General features: G+C 68.7%; 21 protein-coding genes. 13 read left to right on the forward strand and 8 right to left on the reverse strand.

Going from position 1 to position 19,315, the window contains the following annotated elements; genetic code table 11:
- On the reverse strand, positions 1–340 hold a 340-nt coding region (locus tag VA603_RS06775), incomplete at its 3' end, for a hypothetical protein (protein WP_323438329.1).
- Positions 337–639 carry an NAD(P) transhydrogenase subunit alpha part 2 gene (locus VA603_RS06780; RefSeq protein ID WP_132864909.1) on the reverse strand — a complete coding sequence of 101 codons (303 nt, stop codon included), beginning with the start codon at positions 637–639 and terminating at the stop codon, positions 337–339. The genes VA603_RS06780 and VA603_RS06775, both read right to left, overlap by 4 nt.
- A gap of 84 nt (positions 640–723) precedes the next feature.
- Between VA603_RS06780 and VA603_RS06785 the strand changes: the two genes are divergently transcribed.
- The 3 genes from VA603_RS06785 to VA603_RS06795 are packed head-to-tail and all read left to right on the forward strand — an operon-like array spanning position 724 to position 2,110.
- Entirely contained in the window at positions 724–1,323 is a 600-nt protein-coding gene (locus tag VA603_RS06785; protein ID WP_425603673.1) for an RNA polymerase sigma factor, read from the forward strand.
- Entirely contained in the window at positions 1,320–1,682 is a 363-nt protein-coding gene (locus tag VA603_RS06790; RefSeq protein ID WP_192286622.1) for a hypothetical protein, read from the forward strand. The genes VA603_RS06785 and VA603_RS06790 overlap by 4 nt, the downstream gene beginning before the upstream one ends.
- Complete coding sequence (locus VA603_RS06795; RefSeq protein WP_313254224.1) at positions 1,679–2,110, forward strand: DUF3106 domain-containing protein; 432 nt, start codon at positions 1,679–1,681, stop codon at positions 2,108–2,110. The genes VA603_RS06790 and VA603_RS06795 overlap by 4 nt, the downstream gene beginning before the upstream one ends.
- Before the next feature lie 204 nt (positions 2,111–2,314).
- On the opposite strand, the gene VA603_RS06800 is transcribed toward VA603_RS06795, so the two are convergent.
- Complete coding sequence (locus tag VA603_RS06800; RefSeq protein ID WP_323438330.1) at positions 2,315–3,418, reverse strand: NAD(P) transhydrogenase subunit alpha; 1,104 nt, start codon at positions 3,416–3,418, stop codon at positions 2,315–2,317.
- A 66-nt stretch (positions 3,419–3,484) separates the two neighbouring features.
- Positions 3,485–5,815 (reverse strand): DUF1631 domain-containing protein, encoded by a 2,331-nt coding sequence (locus VA603_RS06805; RefSeq protein ID WP_323438331.1) that lies wholly within the window; start codon positions 5,813–5,815, stop codon positions 3,485–3,487.
- A 304-nt stretch (positions 5,816–6,119) separates the two neighbouring features.
- Here VA603_RS06805 and VA603_RS06810 point away from each other — a divergent pair, with 304 nt between their 5' ends.
- The 4 genes from VA603_RS06810 to VA603_RS06825 are packed head-to-tail and all read left to right on the forward strand — an operon-like array spanning position 6,120 to position 8,962.
- A complete protein-coding gene (locus VA603_RS06810) occupies positions 6,120–6,695 on the forward strand; it encodes a nitroreductase family protein (RefSeq protein ID WP_132864915.1) in 576 nt (191 codons plus the stop codon).
- Positions 6,692–7,630 carry a 5'-3' exonuclease gene (locus VA603_RS06815; RefSeq protein WP_323438332.1) on the forward strand — a complete coding sequence of 313 codons (939 nt, stop codon included), beginning with the start codon at positions 6,692–6,694 and terminating at the stop codon, positions 7,628–7,630. Before VA603_RS06810 ends, VA603_RS06815 begins: the two co-directional genes overlap by 4 nt.
- Complete coding sequence (locus tag VA603_RS06820) at positions 7,627–8,178, forward strand: NUDIX hydrolase (RefSeq protein ID WP_132864916.1); 552 nt, start codon at positions 7,627–7,629, stop codon at positions 8,176–8,178. The genes VA603_RS06815 and VA603_RS06820 overlap by 4 nt, the downstream gene beginning before the upstream one ends.
- Complete coding sequence (locus VA603_RS06825) at positions 8,171–8,962, forward strand: N-formylglutamate amidohydrolase (protein ID WP_323438333.1); 792 nt, start codon at positions 8,171–8,173, stop codon at positions 8,960–8,962. The genes VA603_RS06820 and VA603_RS06825 overlap by 8 nt, the downstream gene beginning before the upstream one ends.
- Positions 8,963–9,063: 101 nt before the next feature.
- On the opposite strand, the gene VA603_RS06830 is transcribed toward VA603_RS06825, so the two are convergent.
- Together VA603_RS06830 and VA603_RS06835 are read right to left on the reverse strand one after the other, a co-directional pair.
- Positions 9,064–9,783: a hypothetical protein gene (locus VA603_RS06830; RefSeq protein ID WP_323438334.1), complete on the reverse strand. Its 720-nt coding sequence runs from the start codon at positions 9,781–9,783 to the stop codon at positions 9,064–9,066.
- 100 nt (positions 9,784–9,883) lie between these two features.
- The gene (locus VA603_RS06835; protein ID WP_323438335.1) at positions 9,884–11,287 is read right to left on the reverse strand and encodes an MFS transporter; all 1,404 of its coding nucleotides are present in this window, start codon (positions 11,285–11,287) and stop codon (positions 9,884–9,886) included.
- An 89-nt stretch (positions 11,288–11,376) separates the two neighbouring features.
- On the opposite strand from VA603_RS06835, the gene VA603_RS06840 reads away from it, so the two are divergent.
- On the forward strand, positions 11,377–12,279 hold the full coding sequence (locus VA603_RS06840) for a LysR family transcriptional regulator (protein ID WP_425603674.1): 903 nt from the start codon (positions 11,377–11,379) through the stop codon (positions 12,277–12,279).
- 63 nt (positions 12,280–12,342) lie between these two features.
- Here VA603_RS06840 and pip read toward each other — a convergent pair whose 3' ends face one another.
- Complete coding sequence (pip, locus tag VA603_RS06845) at positions 12,343–13,287, reverse strand: prolyl aminopeptidase (protein ID WP_192286631.1); 945 nt, start codon at positions 13,285–13,287, stop codon at positions 12,343–12,345.
- 146 nt (positions 13,288–13,433) lie between these two features.
- A complete protein-coding gene (gene prmC / locus VA603_RS06850) occupies positions 13,434–14,276 on the reverse strand; it encodes a peptide chain release factor N(5)-glutamine methyltransferase (RefSeq protein ID WP_243694018.1) in 843 nt (280 codons plus the stop codon).
- A gap of 293 nt (positions 14,277–14,569) precedes the next feature.
- Here prmC and ahpC point away from each other — a divergent pair, with 293 nt between their 5' ends.
- The 5 genes from ahpC to VA603_RS06875 all read left to right on the forward strand — a co-directional run.
- Entirely contained in the window at positions 14,570–15,133 is a 564-nt protein-coding gene (gene ahpC / locus VA603_RS06855) for an alkyl hydroperoxide reductase subunit C (protein ID WP_132864922.1), read from the forward strand.
- 221 nt (positions 15,134–15,354) lie between these two features.
- Entirely contained in the window at positions 15,355–16,950 is a 1,596-nt protein-coding gene (ahpF, locus tag VA603_RS06860; protein ID WP_132864923.1) for an alkyl hydroperoxide reductase subunit F, read from the forward strand.
- 81 nt (positions 16,951–17,031) lie between these two features.
- Positions 17,032–17,940, forward strand: a complete 909-nt coding sequence (locus VA603_RS06865; protein ID WP_132864924.1) for a LysR substrate-binding domain-containing protein — start codon at positions 17,032–17,034, stop codon at positions 17,938–17,940.
- A 194-nt stretch (positions 17,941–18,134) separates the two neighbouring features.
- Complete coding sequence (gene rnk, locus VA603_RS06870) at positions 18,135–18,560, forward strand: nucleoside diphosphate kinase regulator (RefSeq protein WP_132864925.1); 426 nt, start codon at positions 18,135–18,137, stop codon at positions 18,558–18,560.
- 33 nt (positions 18,561–18,593) lie between these two features.
- A partial coding sequence (locus VA603_RS06875; protein WP_323438336.1) for a transaldolase family protein occupies positions 18,594–19,315 on the forward strand: 722 nt, incomplete at its 3' end.

Consider the following 19,315-nt stretch of genomic DNA (forward strand, 5'->3'; position numbering starts at 1 on the left):
TCGACGCGGCCAACGCGGTACCCGCCAACCCGAGAAGGATCGGCAGCAACGCCTGCACGGTCAGCAGCCACAGCATCCAGTAGCCCTTGCGCGGGTCTTCCCAGACCTTGCGCGAGACTTCGTTCTGGGTACGGGTCGGATCCTGCAACGAGGACATGCCGATGCCCACGCCGGCGTACAACAGCGCGTTGTTCAGCGCCTCCAGCAGCCCGCCCAGGCCCGTGAAGAACGGCGAAGCGACGTAGTACAGCGCAACCAGCATGGCCGGGTACTGCAGGTAGCTCAGCCACTGGAACACCTGCCGGGCGTCGAACCGGCGGGACGGCGATGGCCCGGTCACCGGCCCTTCCCGTCCGGCTTCTTGGAACTCTTGAACATTTCCAGCATGCGCTCGGTGACCACGTAGCCACCGGCGGCGTTGCCCGCGCCCAGGGCCACGGCGATGAAGCCGATGGCCTTCTCCAGCGTGGTATCGGCGTGACCGAGCACCACCATGGCACCGATCAGCACGATGCCGTGGATGAAGTTTGAACCGGACATCAACGGCGTGTGCAGGATCACCGGCACCCGCGAAATGATCACGTGGCCGGCGATCGCCGCCAGCATGAAGATGTACAACGCCACGAACCCGTCGCTCATTGCTGCTCTCTCCAGGGCTGGAACCGCCCGCACGGCATCATAACCACGGCGACCGAGCGGATGCGACGGTTGCGCTGTCAACCAATGCCCGGCCCGTGCGTTTACACCATCAGACCCCCGCCGGAACGCTACCCTGTGCTGGTGACCAGCCCGCCCCTGACGTCCACTGCCACGCCTGCCTCGCTGGAAGCCTTCCTCGCCGGCGTGGGGCCGCGCGCCTTCCGCTTCGCCGAGGCCGGGCTGCGCCAGCGCGAGGATGCGCTGGACGCCGTGCAGGACGCGATGGAGCGCATGCTCGGCTACGCCGACCAACCGCCGGAAGAATGGACGCCGTTGTTCTGGAGCATCCTGCGCCGGCGCATCATCGACCTGCAGCGGCGCCGCAGCTTCCGCCTGAAGTTCTGGGCCCCGCAGGACGACCAGGACCAGGACAGCGCGATCGACTGGGCCGACGAAGCCGCCGGCCCGGCCCGGCAGCATGAGCAGCAGCAGGACTATGCGCGGCTGGTGCGGGCCCTGCGGCAACTGCCGGCGCGGCAACGCGAGGCGTTCAGCCTGCGGGTCCTGCAGGAACTGGACGTCGCCACCACCGCCAGGGCGATGGGCTGTTCGGAAGGCTCGGTAAAAACCCACCTGTCGCGCGCGCGCGACGCATTGCAGAAACAACTGGAGGCCTCGCGGTGAACCGCCTGCCCACATCGCCGGATGATTTCGACCGCTCCCTGCGGCAACTGCAGCAGCAGGCCGAGGGCGCGCTGTCGCCCGCCACGCTCGCCCGGCTGCGCCAGGCACGGCAGCAGGCCGGGACGGCCAGCGCGCCCTGGCGTCGCCGTGGCCTGTGGCTGGCCACCGCCTGTTCGGCGGTGCTGGCCGTGACCTTCGCGCTACGCTTCAACGGCACCGATGCACCGGTGGCCGCACCGGCCACAGCCACGGCAGCGGCCACGGTCGACAGCGACGATGCGATCGATGCGCCCCTGCCGTTCGATGAGAGCCCCGAGCTGTACCTGTGGCTGGGCTCGGACAACCTGGCGATGGAATGACCCTGATGAACGCCCTGATCCCCCGCGTGTTGCCCCTGCTGCTCCTGGCCGCGTTCCCGGCGCTGGCCCAGCAATCCCCGCCATTGCCCGAATGGGACCAGCTGACGCCGGCCCAGCGCGAAACCCTGATCACGCCGATGCGTGACCGCTGGAACGCCTCGCCGGACCGCCGCCAGCGCATCTATGACCATGCCCGCAGCTGGCAGCAGATGACCCCGGAACAGCGTGAGCAGGCGCGCCGTGGCATGCACCGTTTCGAACACATGTCACCGCAGCAGCGCCGCGAGGCACAGGCGCTGTTCGCCAGGATGCGCGGCCTGGACAGGACCCAGCGCCAGCAGCTGCACGACCAGTGGGTGAAGATGACGCCCGAGCAACGCCGGCAATGGGTGGAAGCCAATCCGCCACCGGCGCGTCCGCAGCGGTAGAGCGTCAAAGGCCCGCCCTCATCCGCCCCTGCGGGGCACCTTCTCCCGCAAGCGGGAGAAGGGCGTGTCATGCGGACTTCCGGTTCACGGACGGGCTCAGGTTGCGGCGAACCCATCCCTTCTCCCGTGGGCGGGAGAAGGTGCCCCGCAGGGGCGGATGAGGGGGCTTTGGATTTCCGCCTCCCCCCACCCGCGAGACCCACCTCACACCGGCGGGATCTCGCCGCCCGCCGGACGCTGCGGCCACACCGTCCTGATCAGCAGTTCGTCGCTCCAGTCCAGGCGCAGCGCGCCCTCCTTCAGGAACAGCGACACGAAGTTGTAGACGTTGCGCGCATACATCTCGCTGGCATGGATGGCCCCCATGCTGGCCAGGTCCAGCGGACCGGCCACGGTGACGCCCCCCACCTCGACGGTCTCACCCGGACGGGTGGCCTCGCAGTTGCCACCGGTCTCGGCGGCAAGATCGACGATCACGCTGCCCGGCCGCATGCCGGACACCATCGCCGCGGTGATGATCTTCGGCGCCGGGCGCCCGGGTACCGCGGCGGTACAGATCACCACATCCACACCCTTCAGGTGCTCGGCCAGCCGCCGCTGCTGCTCGGCGCGTTCGTCCTCGGTCAGCTGGCGCGCATAACCGCCCTCGCCCTCCGCACTGACACCCAGGTCCAGGAACTTGCCGCCCAGCGATTCGATCTGCTCGCGGGTTTCCGGGCGCACGTCGAAGCCCTCCACCGCCGCGCCCAGCCGCTTGGCGGTCGCCACCGCCTGCAGGCCGGCCACGCCGGCACCGACCACCAGCACCTTGGACGGGCGGATCGTGCCGGCGGCGGTGGTCAGCATCGGGAAGAAGCGCGGGGCCAGCTGCGCGGCGATCAGCGTGGCCTTGTAGCCGGCCATGCCGGCCTGCGAGCTGAGCACGTCCATGGCCTGCGCGCGGGTGGTGCGCGGCAAGCGCTCCAGCGGGAAGCACTGTACCTGCCGGGCCTGCAACGCCGCCGTACGTGCCGGCTCGGCCTGTGGATGCAGCATGCCGACCAGCAACACGCCAGCCTTGAAACGCTCGATCATCGCCACCGGCGGTGGCTGCACGCACAGCACCAGGTCGGCGGTCTCCACGGCTTCGTCCAGTGTCGCCCCCGCTTCCAGGTAGGCCTGGTCGGTGAAGCCGGCGGCCACGCCGGCACCGGGCTGCACCCGCACGCTGGCGCCGGTGGCCAGCAACTTCCTGACCGTCTCCGGCGTGGCGGCGACACGCCGCTCGCCCTGGGCGGCATCCTTCAGAACACGTACATCAACGGCCATTCCAGTCCCCGATGCGCAGTGGATCAACTGCCCGGATCGTAGCAAAGCCCCGAACGTGCGCGGCGATCAGCCGACCGCGGCCGGCTGCGGCTCCAGGCGGTCGATCACGCCCTGCATGGCGCTGTCGAAGGCGCCATCGTCCACGTGCGGGCGCAGGCGGCCCAGCCGCACCATCACCGCCAGTTCTTCCGGCGAGGCCACGCAGAAGCGGATGCCGCGACGGTTGACGAACAGCAGGCGCGAGGAAATCGGGCTCACCCAGGACAACTTGCCGGCCTGCAGCTTGCCGTCCTTGTCGATGAAGTCCAGCCAGGTGCCGATCTCCATCCGACGGAAGCGCTCGGCATCACTGTCGTCGAAGTCCTCGGCCTTGGCCGTGCTGCCGAAGTCGATGGCCGGGGCTTCCTGCGCCGGCGGGGTCGGCAGCGCCACCTGCGGCAGTTCGGGCAGCGCGCGCTCCAGCTCCGGCCGCACTTCGGCGATCGACTGCAGGGTGTCGTGCAGGGCATCGATGGCCGCCGTCCCCGCATCGCCATGGACACCGACGCTGGCGAACACCTTGCGCAGCCCCGGCTGGCAGGACTGCAGCCACGGCTTGCCGACGATATGGCGGCGTGCCTCGGCCACTTCCTCCAGCACCTCGTCGGCCAGCTTCAGGGCCTCGGTGACGCCCTCGCCCTCTTCGCCTTCGCGCAGCAGGGTCAGGGTCAGGTGGTGGTTCCATGGCTGGCGCAGGAAATCGTCGATGGCCTTGGGCAGGCCCTGGCCGGCGACCCGACGTTCCAGCTCGAGGGCGGCGCGGCTGCGCGCGACCTCCAGTTTCTCCTGGCCACGCTGCGTTTCGGCGGCGCGGCGCTCGGCGATCTCGATGCGGCGGCGGTGCTGGGCCAGGAATTCACGGAACTCCTCCTCCAGCGTCAGGAAGATGGCCAGGTTCTCGTTGAACTCGGCCGTCAGCCTCTCGATGATTTCCTCGACCTTGCCCATCAGCGCGCGCTCGGACTGGCTCTCACCCGCGTTGCCCTCGCAGGCCTCGGCCAGCGAGTTGAGCAGGCGCCGCGCCGGGTGGGTCTTCTGCACGAACATGCGGCGGTCGAGCATGGCGACCTTGACGAACGGCACCACCAGCCGGCCGATCAGCTCGCGCGAACGGCCTTCCAGGTCACGTTCGTCGAGCATCACGTCGAACAGCATGCCAACCAGGTCGATGGCATCCTCGTCCTGCGGATCCAGGTGCGCCTGCGCCGGGTCCACGCCCAGCCGGGTCGCACCGGCCAGCACTTCACTCTTGAGCCGCTGCGCCAGCGATTCGCCGTCTTCGCCGACGGCCGCGCGCAGGGTGGCACTGGGCGTGGCCTGCAGCAGCGACAGCACCGACATCATCTCGCGCTGGTTCAAGGCGCGCTGCAGGCCTGGCTCACCGCCGTGGCCGGCGGCAGCGCCGCCGATGCCACTGGCGGCTGCGCCGCGCGCCTGCCGCGACTGCACCAGCAGCTCATGCAACGCCTCGAGCACCATGCCCTGCTGGGTGGCGCCATCGACTTCGAATCCGCCACCGCCCTGCCCGTATCCCTCGCCCTGGGCTTCGCCCATGCGGCCGAGGTTGGCGCGCTGCTGCGCGAAGCGTTCGGAGAAGCGTCGTGCCCAGCCCGGCGCCCCGCCCTGCGGGTCGAAGCCATCCTCGTCCGGGGCATCAGCGTCCGGTACCGCCGCCGGCCGACGCGGCGGCTGGCGGCGCGGCGCACCCAGTTCAGGGGCTGCGCCGGCCTGGGCCAGGCGTTCGTCCAGTGCCTCGTACAACTTGCCGATACTGCCGGCCAATTCCCGTTCGCACAGCTTGAACAGCACCAGGCGCACTTCCGGGGTCAGGTCACACGGGGCGAAGGCCTCGTGCAGGGCGACGCCGATATGTTCGGGACTGATCGGATTGGTGTCGGCGTTGAGTTCCTGACCGCCGGCAACCCAGCCCAGGCGATGGTCCAGCCGCGCCAGCACTTGCTTGTACTCGCGCAGCAGCACGGTGGCCAGGTTGCGCACCGCCAGCCGCGACTCCAGGACGTGTTCGGGCACCAGCGCCAGCCCACCCTCGCCGGCACCGGCCATGACGCTTTCCGCCGACTGCGGCGCACCCGATTCCAGCGCGGCCCAGGCCTGCTGCAGGTGGCTGGAGAAAAGACGGGAAACCTCGTCGCGGCGGCGGCGCAGCTCGCGCATGCCGTCGAGGAAGGCCATTTGCGAGGCGCCGGCACTTCCGGCCCGATCGAACAACGCATCGTCGAACCCTGCCAGGACCTTGTCGAACAGCTTGGACAGCGCCGGCAATGCCGCTTCACGCGCCACGGCCAGAAGGTTCTGGTTACGACCGGGCTGGCCCGGGACTTGCGGGTTGGACATCATGCGCAAAGGCTCCACGCCCGTGAAGGCGCTGGACTTTTGATAGACGGGTTAGGACAAGCGGACGCGGCCCCTGTTTCCGCCCGTGGATGGTAGGGCGAGTAGCTGAACAGGGTCAGTGATGCAGTAAGCACTTCAAACCTCATGACCGGCATCCCGGTACGGCCGTCTATGCTAAGCGGGCCGCGGAATATTGGCGAATTTCACCGCCCTTCCAGGGCGATGATGGCAATCACAGTTTGCGCTACCCAAGGTGTCATCGTCCCGCCGTCTATAATCCCCGACCGTGTTTTGCCCCCGGTGAGTCATGTCCGACAACTGTTTCCTGCACGCCTTGAACCAGCGCGTTTCGGTTCCGTCCAAGCAACTGGGCGAACCCGCCCCGGACCCGGCCACCCTGCTGCGCATGCTTGAAGCCGCCGTGCGCGTACCCGACCACGGCAAGCTGGTCCCGTTCAGATTCCTGCAGATCCGCGGCGATGCCCGTCACGCTTTGGGCGCGTTCCTCGCCCGGCGCAGCCGTGAGCGCGACCCGCACGCCGCCGAAGCGGTGATCGAGAAGGACCGCCTTCGCTTCTCGCATGCGCCGCTGATCGTGACCGTCATCGCCCGCCTGCAACCCGACCACAAGGTGCCGGTGCAGGAACAACTGCTGACCGCCGGTTGCGTCTGCTTCGCGCTGCTGCAGGCCGCGCAGGGGTTCGGCTTCGGCGCGCAGTGGCTGACCGCCTGGATGGCCTATGACGCCGCAGTCGCCGACCACCTTGGCCTGGGCCAGGACGAGCACATCGTCGGCTTCATCCATGTCGGCACGCCGAAGCTGCAGGTGCCCGACCGTGACCGCCCGGACCCGGCCGCGCTGCTGCAGGACTACCGGCCGTGAGCACCGCCCCGGCCAGCGCGCCGCTGTACCTGGTCGACGCCAGCCTGTACGTGTTCCGCGCCTGGCATTCGATGCCGGACGAGTTCCAGGACAGCCAGGGCTGGCCGGTCAATGCCGTGCACGGCTTTGCTCGCTTCCTGCTGGACCTGCTCGAACGCGAACGCCCGCGGCATATCGCCGTGGCCTTCGACGAGGCACTGGACAGCTGCTTCCGCCACCGCATCTACCCGGCCTACAAGGCCAACCGCGACCCCGCCCCGGATGAACTGCGCCGCCAGTTCGCGCACTGCAAGGCGTTGTGCGCGGCGCTGGGCCTGGACGTGCTGGCCGACCGCGAGTACGAGGCCGACGACCTGATCGGTACCGCGCTGCACGCCGGCCGCGGGCATGGCCTGCGCGGGGTGATCGTCTCGGCCGACAAGGATCTCTCGCAGTTGCTGCTCGAACACGACGAGCAATGGGACTACGCGCGCAACCAGCGCTGGGGCGCGGCCGGGGTGAAGGCGCGCCACGGCGTGCACGCGCACCAGATCGCCGACTACCTGGCGCTGTGCGGCGATGCGGTGGACAACATCCCCGGCGTGTCCGGCATCGGCACCAAGTCGGCGGCGGTGCTGCTGTCGCACTTCGGCAGCCTCGACGCCCTGCTCGAACGCATCGACGAAGTGCCGTTCCTGCGCCTGCGCGGTGCGGCGACCATGGCCGTGCGCCTGCGCGAGCAGCGCGAACTGGCCCTGCTGTTCCGCCAGCTGACCACCATCGCGGTGGACGTGCCGCTGGCCACCGCGCGCCCCGGCTTCACCCGCGGCAACGCCGACGCGGACATGCTGGGCGGGCTGTGCGATGCACTGCGCTTCGGCCCGATGACCCGGCGCCGGTTGCTGTCGGCCGCGGGCATCGAAACGTCCTCTCCTTCCGCCAACGAGTTCGCATGAGCCAGAACACCGCAGCCCCCCGCGTCGTCTACGAAGGCAAGTACCAGCGCATGGTCGTGCGCGGCACCTGGGAGTACAGCGAGCGCACCCACGCCGGTGGCCTGGCCGCGATCATCATCGCGGTCACCCCGCAGGACGAGGTGCTGTTCGTCGAACAGTTCCGCGTGCCGCTGCAGGCACGCACCATCGAGATGCCGGCGGGCCTGGTCGGCGACATCACCGCCGGCGAGTCCATCGAGGAGTCGGCGGTGCGCGAACTGGAAGAGGAAACCGGCTGGACCGCCGACCATGCCGAAGTGCTGATGATCGGCCCGACCTCGTCGGGTGCCAGCAGCGAGAAGATCGCCTTCGTGCGCGCCATCGGCCTGCGCAAAGTTGGCAACGGCGGTGGCGACGACAGCGAGGACATTACCGTGCACAGCATCCCGCGTGCGCGTGCCGCGGCATGGCTGGTCGAGAAGATGGGCGAAGGCTACGAGCTGGACGCCAAGCTCTGGGCCGGCCTGTGGATGATCGAGCACCACCTCGACGGGAGGCCGCGTGGCTGATTCCGGAGAGCAGGCACTGCCGCCGCTGCTTGATGCCGGCGACCCGGCGATCTTCACCGTGCACCACCCGCACGGGCGCTCGCCGTTCGTGCTGCTGGCCGATCATGCCGGCCAGCAGGTGCCCGCGACCTTGCACGACCTCGGCCTGCCACAGGCGGAGCTGGACCGGCATATCGGCTGGGACATCGGCATCGCCGGCACCACCCGCGCACTGGCCAAGCGGCTGGATGCCTGGGCGATCGAACAGACCTATTCGCGCCTGCTGATCGACTGCAACCGCCCGCTCGCCTCGCCGACGCTGATCCCCGAGGTCAGCGACGGCACGCTGATTCCCGGCAACGCCGGCCTGAGCGCCGCACAGCGCCAGCAACGCATCGACGCCATCCATGCGCCCTACCACGCGCGCATCAGCGCCGAGCTGGACCGTCGCCGTGAGGCCGGCATCCCCACCGTGCTGGTGATGATGCACAGCTTCACCCCGGCGATGAACGGTATGCAGCGCCCGTGGCACGCGGGTGTGCTCTACCACCAGGACACCCGCTTCGCACATGCACTGCTGCAGGCGCTGCGCGCCGAAGGCGACCTGGTGGTTGGCGACAACGAGCCGTATTCGGTCAACCGCAACAGCGACTACGCCGTGCCGGTGCATGGCGAAGGCCGCGGACTGGTGCACGTGGAGCTGGAGATCCGCCAGGACCTGATCGCCGATGCCGCCGGCCAACAGGCCTGGGCCGAACGGCTGGAACGCATCTTCCGCACGTTGCAGCCCAGCCTGACCAGGTAGGAGCGCGTTCAAGGGCGAAGCAGGTGCGTCGTCAGATGTGGGGCTGACCGCGACCGGATGACCTGCCGGCTTCGTGGCCGAGGCCGCTCCTGCGGGTGCGTTCAACGCGTGTAGCGGCGGGTGACCTCGAAACGCGCGCCCGGACGCGGCACCGGGCCTTCGGCCAGTATGTCCACGCGCAACACGCCAGCGGCCTCATCGCGGTAGCGATAGTTCACGCGGATGCCGTTGGAGGTGGTGACCTCCACGCGCAGCCCATCCGGCACATCATGCAGGCGGGCTTCCACGCCCGGGGCAATGCTCACCGCCGCACCCGACAAGGGCAGCATCACCACGTCAGTGGTGTCCTTGCGCCCGAACAACACCGATTCACGGCTGCGGTACAGCACCAGCGTGTCTTCCAGCGGCGCGGCGAATTCCATCTCCGGGCGCAGCATCGATGCCGGCGTCGCATGGCCCGCACCGGCACCACCCGGACCACCCGGACCATGGCCGCCTCGACCACCACGGCCACCGCCCATCCCGCCGCCATCGGGGCCACCGCCCATGCCACCGGGTGGACCTCCACCCCCGCGGCCGCCAGGACCACGCGGACCCGCTTCCGCATCCGGCCCCGCATCACCTGTACCGGTTGGACGATCCGCGCCGCGCGGCGGCGAAGCCTGCCCGGCGGCCTTTTCCGCGGCCTTCTGTGCCTGGCGGTTGCCCGAGGCATCGGCCTTCCATTCCACCGGCGGATCACCGGCCACCTGCTGCGCTGCCGCCGGTGCGATCACCAGCACGCAGGCAAGCACCCATCCACCCTTTGCATGCAACACCACGATGCAGATCCTGTCCGGGAACACCGGCGACCATGCTGCACGGCGACCGGCGGCGTGATGTGTCAACGCCGACACATCACGCCAGCGACCGCCGCACCGTTCAGCCGGCCGATGGTGTCCCGTCGCAGGCCGGTTGGGGTCGCCGCGCCAGCATCACCAGCACCACGCCGAGCAGCGCGAATGCCGCTGCGCCGAACTCGGCGCGCACCAGGCCGGCCAGGGCCGGTGCCGTCCCCGGCTCGCCGCCCGTGGCGTTGGCCAGCATCACCAGCACCGCCAGTCCCAGCGCACCACCAATCTGCTGGGCGGTGGCCGCCATGCCCGAGGCCACACCCTGCTGTGCCGCCGGCACGCCCTGCCCGGCCACGATCCACATCGCCGTCCAGGTCATGCCCTGGCCGATGCTCAGCAGCACCACGCCCGGCAGCAACGGCCAGAAACCCGCTCCCTGCGGCAGCAATGCCGCAACCAGCGCGATACCCGCCGCGCCCAGTCCCAACCCCCATACCAACACCTGCTCCACCCGCAACCGCTGCAGCGCGCGCTCGGCGATCCGGATGCCGAAGGTGCACACCGCGGTGGCCGGCAGGAACGCCAAGCCGGCCTGCAACGGGCTCCAGCCATAGCCGTCCTGGAAATACAGCGCCAGGAAGTAGTACTGCACGCCGTAGCTGCTCATGAACAGGAAAGTCAGCCCCATCGCCAGGCGCAGGCCGGGCAGGCGCAGCAGGCTGAACTGCATCAGCGGGTCACGGCTGCGCCGCTCGATCCACACGAAGGCCGCCAGCAACCCGGCGGCCAATGCCAGGCAAAGCACGGTGCGCGGCGCCAGCCAGCCCCATTCCGGCCCCTGCACCAGGGTGGCCACCAACAGGCTGCCGCCGACGGTGACGGTCAGGCACCCGGCCAGGTCGAACGAACGCCCGCGCGGCATTTCGCCGTCACGTGGCAGCCAGGCCCCGCCCAGCACCGCGCAGGCCGTGGCGAACGGCACGATCACCCACAGCACCGAGGACCAGCCGAACACCTGGGTCAGCACGCCGCCCAGCAGGGTGCCCAGCGCCAGCCCGAGCGCGCTGGCCACGCTCCAGATCGCCAGCGCGCGGTTGCGCACCGGGCCTTCGGCATACAGCGTGTTGATCAATGCCAGCGTGGCCGGGAACAGCAATGCCGCGCCCACGCCCTGCGCCGCCCGCGCGGCGACCAGCCCACCGACGCTGCCGGCGAACCCGCCCAACAGCGAGGCCAGCGCGAACACGATCATGCCCAGCCGGTAGATGCGGCGCCGCCCCAGCAGGTCGGCCGCGCGCCCACCCAGCAGCAGGCAGCCGCCAAAGGCCACGGTGTAGCCGCTGACGATCCATTGCAGTTGTTGGGCGTTGACCTGCAACGCCCGGCCCATGTCGTGCAGGGCGACGAAAATGATGGTGGTGTCCAGCGCGATGATCAGCTGGGCCATCGCCAGCAGGCTCAGCGCCAGCCGGGGGTATCGAAGAGGGGGCATGACGGCCTCGCTCAAAAGGGGCTGGCAGTGTCATTGATGCGCATGAATGCATAAACCACCTCATGTCGATTTCTGCGATGATTTTCCGCATGAATGACATTCCCTTCGATCTCAACGCGGTGCGGATGCTGGTGCAGGTGGCCGAGGCCCGCAGCTTCACCGTGGCCGCCGGGCAACTGGGGCTGAGCCAGTCCGGGCTGTCACGGGCGATCAGCCGCCTGGAGGCCGGGCTGGGGGTCAAGCTGCTGCAGCGGAACACCCGCAACGTCGGCCTGACCCCGGACGGCCGCCAGTTCATCGACCAGGTCACGCCACTGCTGTGCGGGCTGGAGGATGCGCGCCGCCAGCTCGGCGACCGCCCATGCACGCCCTCGGGCACGCTCAAGATCACCGCCCCGTCGATGTTCGGGCGCAAGGTACTGGTGCCCCTGGCCGGGCAGCTGATGGCCAGGTACCCGCAGCTGCAGATCGAAGCGGTGCTGAGTGACCGCCTGGTCGACCTGTTCGAGGAAGGTTTCGACGCGGCCCTGCGCACCGGCCCGGTCGCCGACCAGCGCATGATCGCGCGACGGCTGCGGCCGCTGCGCTGGGTGACGGTGGCCAGCCCGGCCTACCTGGCCCAGCACGGCGCGCCGGACAGCGTGCAGGCGTTGCGCGAACACCGCTGCCTGGCGGTGCGCAACCTGCGCAGCGGGCGGCTGGTGGACTGGCAGTTCCGTGATGCGGACGGCCAGCTGCGCGAGTTCACGCCGCCGGCGCGGATGGTGTTCGACAGCGGCGACCCGCTGGTGGAAGCCGCGCTGGCCGGCATCGGCATCGTGCAGGTGATGGACTTCGCGGTGGCCGACGCACTCGCCGATGGTCGCCTGCAGCGCGTGTTGCAGGCCGCCGAAGGGCGCAGCCGCGAGCTGTCGTTGATCTACCCGCCCTCGCGGCAATGCTCGCCCAAGCTGCAGGTGTTGGCCGCTGCACTGCTGGCCGGGGAATGGTGAGGCCGGCGACGGAAACAGAACGGGCGGCCTGCGCCGCCCGTCCCTGCAACCTGATTGCGGGAATCAGCCGGCGAAGGCGTCGGTGGCACGCACCAGCGCATCCACGTTCTCGGCCTCGAACGCCGAGTGGCCCGAGGCCGGTGTGATCTGCAACTGCGCCTTCGGCCACACCTTGTGCAGGTCCCAGGCATTGGCCAGCGGGCACACCACGTCGTAGCGGCCGTGCACGATCACGCCCGGGATATGGGCGATCTTGTGCGCGTCGCGCAGCAGCTGGTCTTCCACCTCGAAGAAGCCGCCGTTGACGAAGTAGTGGTTCTCGATGCGCGCGAACGCCAGCGCGAACTGCGGGTCCTCGTGGCTGTTGATGAAGTCGTCATCCACATGCAGGAAGCTGGTGGCGCCTTCCCACACGCTCCACGCCCTGGCCGCGCCCAGACGGGTGGCCTCGTCATCGCTGGTCAGGCGGCGATGGAAGGCCGAGATCAGGTCGGCGCGTTCCACTTCCGGGATCGGCTTGAGGTAGTGCTCCCAGGCGTCCGGGAACAGGCGGTTGGCGCCTTCCTGGTAGAACCATTCCAGTTCCCAGCGACGCAGCATGAAGATGCCGCGCAGCACCAGCTCGGTCACGCGCTGCGGATGGGTTTGCGCATAGGCCAGCGCCAGCGTCGAGCCCCAGCTGCCGCCGAACACCTGCCAGCGGTCGATGCCCAGCTGCGCGCGCAGCTTCTCGATGTCGGCCACCAGGTCCCAGGTGGTGTTGTCCACCAGGTCGGCATGCGGCGTGGAGCGGCCCGAACCGCGCTGGTCGAACAGGATGATCCGGTACTTGGACGGGTCGTGGAACTGGCGCATCTTCGGCGTGCAGCCGCCGCCGGGGCCACCGTGCAGCATCACCACCGGCTTGCCGTCCGGGTTGCCGCATTGTTCGAAGTACAGGGTGTGGCGGTCATCGACCTTGAGCGTGCCGGTTTCGTACGGCTCGATGGCGGGGTAAAGCGTGCGCATGGCGACCTCACGGGAACAGAAGCGGCAGTTTAGCGCAGCGCTGTTTTGTTCTTGTCGGCGCACGCCGGTGAAGCGCAGCCCTGCCGCGCGGGGCGTTGCCGGGAAGGTCGTTGCCGAGCGTGGCTCGGCACTGCCGCTGCGGGGGCCTATGCGGGCAGGCGGCCCAGCGTTACCCGGTCGCGCTGTTCCAGGTCCTGCACGGTCTGCGCGTCGACGAAGCCGGCCTGCTCCAGCAGTGCGCGGATCGCTTCGCCCTGGTCCCAACCGTGTTCCAGCAGCAACCAGCCTCCGGGCACCAGGTGCTCGGGCGCGCCGGCCACGATCTCGCGGATCGCATCCAGCCCGTCGGCACCGGATGCCAGGGCCGGTGGCGGCTCGAAGCGCAGGTCGCCCTGCGCCAGGTGCGGGTCACCGGCGGCGATGTACGGCGGGTTGCTGACGATCATGTCGAAACGGTCCGCCCCCAGCGCCACGAACCAATGCCCACGACGGAACCAGACGTTCTCCAGGCCATGTGCCTGCGCGTTCTTCACTGCCACCGCCAAAGCCGGGCCAAGCACGTCGGTGGCCATCACCGTGGCCAACGGCCGCTCGCTGGCGATGGACAGAGCCACCGCACCGCTGCCGGTGCCCATGTCGGCCACCCGCACCATGTCGTCGTCGGGCAACCGGGCCAGCGCCTGCTCGACCAGCAGCTCGGTTTCCGGGCGCGGGATCAGGGTGGCGGTGTTGACCTGCAGGTCCAGCGTCCAGAACCCGCGCCGGCCGACCAGGTAGGCCAGCGGGTGGCCTTCGGCCCGGCGTGTGACCAGCAGCTCGAAGCGCTGCCGCGCGTCCTGGTCCACCGCGTCGGTGGCATGGGCGAACAGCCAGGCACGTTCCACGCCCAGCACGTGCAGCAGCAACTGCTCGGCCTCGTGGCGGGCATCGGCACCGGACAGGCGCCCGGCAGCTTCCCGCAACAGCTCGGCAACGTTCACCGTGGACACTTCACTACCTCTTCGCGGGATGTTTTCAGGACGGCGAGGATAGTCACCGCGCTCCGGCCTGCCTACCTCGGTCGGCATAACCGTTGCCTATATGAATCGATTCATGTTCGTCCGGCCCCGGCTTGCGAACCGGGCAAAAGCCCCGATATCCGGGCATATCGGCGCTTCACGCCGCTGAACGATAGTCAAAGCCTATTGATGCTATGCATCCAATTCATTTGTTTTATTAGTTTTTGCCTATTAGTCTTCTTTCCATCGCTTCACCCCCGCCCCTTCAACCAAGAGGAAGTTCCATGTCCCTGATCAACACCCAGGTCCAGCCGTTCAAGGCCAACGCTTACCACAACGGCAAGTTCATCGAAGTCACCGAGGCCTCGCTGAAGGGCAAGTGGTCCGTCCTGATCTTCATGCCGGCAGCGTTCACCTTCAACTGCCCGACCGAGATCGAAGACGCCGCCGAGCACTACGCCGAGTTCCAGAAGGCCGGCGCCGAGGTCTACATCGTCACCACCGACACCCACTTCTCGCACAAGGTGTGGCACGAAACCTCGCCGGCCGTCGGCAAGGCCCAGTTCCCGCTGGTCGGCGACCCGACCCACCAGCTGACCAACGCCTTCGGCGTGCACATTCCGGAAGAAGGCCTGGCCCTGCGTGGCACCTTCGTGATCAACCCGGAAGGCGTGATCAAGACCCTGGAGATCCACTCCAACGAGATCGCCCGTGACGTGTCCGAGACCCTGCGCAAGCTGAAGGCCGCCCAGTTCACCGCCGCCAACCCGAACCAGGTCTGCCCGGCCAAGTGGAAGGAAGGCGAGAAGACCCTGACCCCGTCGCTGGACCTGGTCGGCAAGATCTAAGCCGCAACACGCCGGTGGGGATGCGCCAGGCCTCTGGCCCATTCCCCGGCACTCCCACCCCGCCTTCGCGGCGGGCGTGGGGGTGAACCGCAGCGTGTTGATGCCAGCCAGCATCACGCAAGCAAGCCCGACAGCCCGCTGCGGTTCACCCCTACTTTTCCGGCGCGTTGCCCAGGCAACCGCGTCCATCCCCCGTTTTGCCTCGTTCAAGGAGTTGCGCCGTGCTTGACGACACCCTCAAGACCCAGTTGCAGCAGTACATGGGCCTGCTGCGCCAACCGTTGCGCCTGATCGCCTCGCTCGATGACAGCGCCGCCGCCCAGGAAATGCGTGGCCTGCTGGACGACATCGTCGCCGCCGGCAACGGCAAGATCACCCTGGACGCCTCCGGCACCGACGCCCGTCGCCCCTCGTTCGTGGTTGCCCGCGAAGGCCAGGACCATGGCGTGCGTTTCGCCGGCCTGCCGCTGGGCCACGAATTCGAATCGCTGGTGCTGACCCTGCTGTGGACCGGTGGCCATCCGCCCAAGGTTGCCGACGAGGTGCTGGACAGCATCAAGGCGATCCATGGCACGTTCGACTTCGACGTCTACATGTCGCTGACCTGCCACAACTGCCCGGACGTGGTGCAGGCGCTGGCGCTGATGGCCATCGTCAACCCGAACATCCGCACCACCGTGATCGAAGGCGGCGCCTTCCAGCAGGAAGTGGAGCAGCGCCAGGTGATGGCCGTGCCGATGGTGTTCCAGGGTGGCCAGATGTTCGACTCCGGGCGCATGAGCCTGGAGCAGATCATCGCCAAGCTCGACACCGGCGCCGCCGCCCGCGATGCCGAGAAGATCAACGCCAAGGACGCGTTCGACGTACTGGTGGTCGGCGGTGGCCCGGCCGGTTCGGCCGCGGCGATCTATGCCGCCCGCAAGGGCATCCGCACCGGCGTGGCCGCCGAGCGTTTCGGTGGCCAGGTGCTGGACACCATGGCCATCGAGAACTTCATCTCGGTGCAGCACACCGAGGGCCCGAAGCTGGCCAGCGCGCTGGAAGCCCACGTGCGTGAGTACGAGGTGGACATCATGAACCTGCAGCGCGCCACCGAACTGGTGCCGGCCGGTGCCGATGGTCTGGTCGAAGTGAAGCTGGAGAACGGTGCCTCGCTGAAGTCCAGGACGGTGATCCTGTCCACCGGCGCACGCTGGCGGCAGATGAACGTCCCGGGCGAGGACGAATACCGCAACAAGGGCGTGGCCTACTGCCCGCACTGCGACGGCCCGCTGTTCAAGGGCAAGCGCGTGGCGGTGATCGGCGGCGGCAACTCCGGCGTCGAGGCGGCCATCGACCTGGCCGGCATCGTCAGCCACGTCACCGTGTTCGAGTTCGACAGCAAGCTGCGCGCCGACCAGGTGCTGCAGGCCAAGCTCAACAGCCTGCCCAACGTGAAGGTGGTGCTCAACGCACAGACCACCGAGGTGCTGGGCGACGGCCAGAAGGTCAACGGGCTGGTCTACACCGACCGCGTCGGTGGCGATTCGCACCGCGTCGAGCTGGAAGGCATCTTCGTGCAGATCGGCCTGCTGCCGAACACCGAGTGGCTGCGTGGCACGGTGGAACTGAGCAACCGCGGTGAGATCGTCATCGACGACCGCGGCCAGACCAATGTGCCGGGCGTGTTCGCTGCCGGTGACTGCACCACGGTGCCGTACAAGCAGATCATCATCGCCATGGGCGCCGGCTCGACCGCCGCGCTGAGCGCGTTCGACCACCTGATCCGTACCCCGGCCCCGGCGGTTGCCAAGGCCGAAGTGGCTGAAACCGCCTGACCTCAGGCGTCTGCCCGAACAGGAGCGAGGGGCACTGCCCTTCGCTCCTGTTGCCGTTGCGTCCATTGACCGGAGTCCGCCATGAACCTGCGTGACCTGAAGTACCTGGTGGCACTGGCCGAGCACAAGCACTTCGGCCGCGCGGCGGCGGCGTGTTTCGTCAGCCAGCCGACGCTGTCCACCCAGATCAAGAAGCTGGAAGAGGAACTGGGCGTGCCGTTGGTCGAGCGTGCGCCGCGCAAGGTGATGCTGACCCCTGCCGGGCGCGAGGCCGCGATGCGCGCGCGCGGCATCGTCGCCGAGGTCGAGCAGATGAAGGAAGCCGCGCGCCGCAGCCGCGACCCGGAAGCCGGCACGGTGCGGCTGGGCATCTTCCCCACGCTCGGCCCCTACCTGCTGCCGCACGTGGTGCCGGCGATCCGCCAGCGTTTCCCGCAGCTGGAGATGCTGCTGGTCGAGGAAAAGAGCGACGTGCTGATGGCACAGCTGCGCAATGGCCAGCTCGACGCCGCGCTGCTGGCGTTGCCGGTCAACGATGAGCAGCTGCACACCGAGTTCCTGTTCGAGGAACCGTTCGTGCTGGCCGCGCCGGAAGGCCACCCGCTGGCCGCGCACGACACGCTGCGGCTGGACGACCTGTCCGACCAGCGCCTGCTGCTGCTGCAGGACGGCCATTGCCTGCGCGACCAGGCGCTGGATGTCTGCCACCTGGCCGGCGCGCTGGAGAAGTCCGAATTCCAGGCCACCAGCCTGGAAACCCTGCGGCAGATGGTGGCCGCCAACGTCGGCGTCACGCTGTTGCCGATGCTCGCGGTCAAGCCGCCGGTGGCGCGCTCGGAGAACATCCAGCTGGTGCCCTTCCAGGGCGACCCCCAGCCCAACCGGCGCATCGCCATGGTCTGGCGGCGCAGCTCGGCGATGGGCGCCTTCCTGGAGCAGTTCGCGCAGTTGTTCAAGCAGCTGCCGGCGGGGTTGTTGCGGTTGCACTGAGGGCTGGGGCTGTACCCCTCCCCAACCCGCAATCTGAACACTCCCCCGGCCCACATTGCATCCCGGCCGTGGCGGCCCCATCATCCTGAAAGGGTCGCAAGCGACCCCTGACATCTGCACAATAGTGCCCGGGCGGCGCCGGCAAGGCGTCGCCTTTTGCTTGCATTTTTTCTTCAACTGATAAGGAACATCCCATGACCAGCCACAGCGGTCTCCCGCCATCGATCATCGTTTCCACCCGCGACATGGCCCGCCTCGAGGCCCTGCTCGACTCCCCGGCCCTGAGCCGGCACCCGGCCGCCGTCGCCCTCTCGCAGGAGCTTGAACGCGCCCAGGTGTTGCCGCCGGAGGAAATCCCGGCCGGTATCGTCACCATGCATTCCCGCGTGGACTGCGAAGACGAACTGCACGATGAAAAGCATTCCCTGACCCTGGTCTATCCGCACGAGGCGGATTTCGACAAGGGCCGCGTGTCCGTGCTGGCACCGGTTGGCAGCGCCCTGCTGGGCCTGTCGGTCGGCCAGACCATCGACTGGACCGCGCCCGGTGGCCGCCAGCTGCGCCTGCGCGTGATCGCCGTCCACTACCAGCCCGAAGCTGCGGGCGATTTCCACCGCTGAGCGCCTCGCGCCGGCCTGTACCAGGAACCTGCAATGACCCAGCCCCGCTCCAAGCTCGCCCAGCTGCGTGAACTGTCCGTCGTCGTCGCCGACACCGGTGACTACGAGGCCATCAAGCGCCTGCGTCCGGTGGACTGCACTACCAACCCGACCCTGGTGAAGAAAGCCCTCGACCTTCCGGTCTATGCCGCGTTGATCGAGCGCGAGCTGCAGTGGGGCCGCGGCCAGCCCGGCGACGTGCAGGACGTGGCCAAAGCCGTGGTCGACCGCCTGACCGTGGGCGTGGGCACGATGCTGGCCGAGCTGGTGCCCGGCCGCGTCTCCACCGAAGTGGACGCCGACCAGGCCCACGACACCGCTGCCACCATCGCCAAGGCGCGCGAGTTCATCGCCATGTACGAAGCGGCCGGCGTGCCGCGTAGCAAGGTGCTGATCAAGATCGCCGCCACCTGGGCCGGCGTGGAAGCGGCGCGCGTACTGCAGGCCGAAGGCATCGACTGCAACCTGACCCTGATCTTCAACCCGACCCAGGCGCTGGCCTGCTCGGAAGCCGGTGCGTTCCTGATCTCGCCGTTCGTCGGCCGCATCCTGGACTGGTACGTGGCCAACGGCCAGGCGCCGGCCAGCATCGACGAAGACCCGGGCGTGCAGTTCGTGCGCGGCGTGTACGCCGAGTTCAAGCGCCGTGGCTCGCCGACCGTGGTGATGGGCGCCTCGTTCCGCTCGACCGCGCAGATCGAAGCGCTGGCCGGCTG

It is taken from the genome of Stenotrophomonas capsici (assembly GCF_034961085.1).
In the GTDB taxonomy this organism is placed as follows: Bacteria; Pseudomonadota; Gammaproteobacteria; order Xanthomonadales; family Xanthomonadaceae; genus Stenotrophomonas; species Stenotrophomonas capsici.

Coding starts and splice junctions, on each gene's coding strand:
- VA603_RS06780 (WP_132864909.1), bottom strand. CDS start 639: ATGAGCGACGGGTTCGTGGCGTTGTACATCTTCATGCTGGCGGCGATC.
- VA603_RS06785 (WP_425603673.1), top strand. CDS start 724: ATGCCCGGCCCGTGCGTTTACACCATCAGACCCCCGCCGGAACGCTAC.
- VA603_RS06795 (WP_313254224.1), top strand. CDS start 1,679: ATGACCCTGATGAACGCCCTGATCCCCCGCGTGTTGCCCCTGCTGCTC.
- VA603_RS06800 (WP_323438330.1), bottom strand. CDS start 3,418: ATGGCCGTTGATGTACGTGTTCTGAAGGATGCCGCCCAGGGCGAGCGG.
- VA603_RS06805 (WP_323438331.1), bottom strand. CDS start 5,815: ATGATGTCCAACCCGCAAGTCCCGGGCCAGCCCGGTCGTAACCAGAAC.
- VA603_RS06810 (WP_132864915.1), top strand. CDS start 6,120: ATGTCCGACAACTGTTTCCTGCACGCCTTGAACCAGCGCGTTTCGGTT.
- VA603_RS06820 (WP_132864916.1), top strand. CDS start 7,627: ATGAGCCAGAACACCGCAGCCCCCCGCGTCGTCTACGAAGGCAAGTAC.
- VA603_RS06835 (WP_323438335.1), bottom strand. CDS start 11,287: ATGCCCCCTCTTCGATACCCCCGGCTGGCGCTGAGCCTGCTGGCGATG.
- VA603_RS06840 (WP_425603674.1), top strand. CDS start 11,377: ATGAATGACATTCCCTTCGATCTCAACGCGGTGCGGATGCTGGTGCAG.
- pip (WP_192286631.1), bottom strand. CDS start 13,287: ATGCGCACGCTTTACCCCGCCATCGAGCCGTACGAAACCGGCACGCTC.
- ahpC (WP_132864922.1), top strand. CDS start 14,570: ATGTCCCTGATCAACACCCAGGTCCAGCCGTTCAAGGCCAACGCTTAC.
- VA603_RS06865 (WP_132864924.1), top strand. CDS start 17,032: ATGAACCTGCGTGACCTGAAGTACCTGGTGGCACTGGCCGAGCACAAG.
- rnk (WP_132864925.1), top strand. CDS start 18,135: ATGACCAGCCACAGCGGTCTCCCGCCATCGATCATCGTTTCCACCCGC.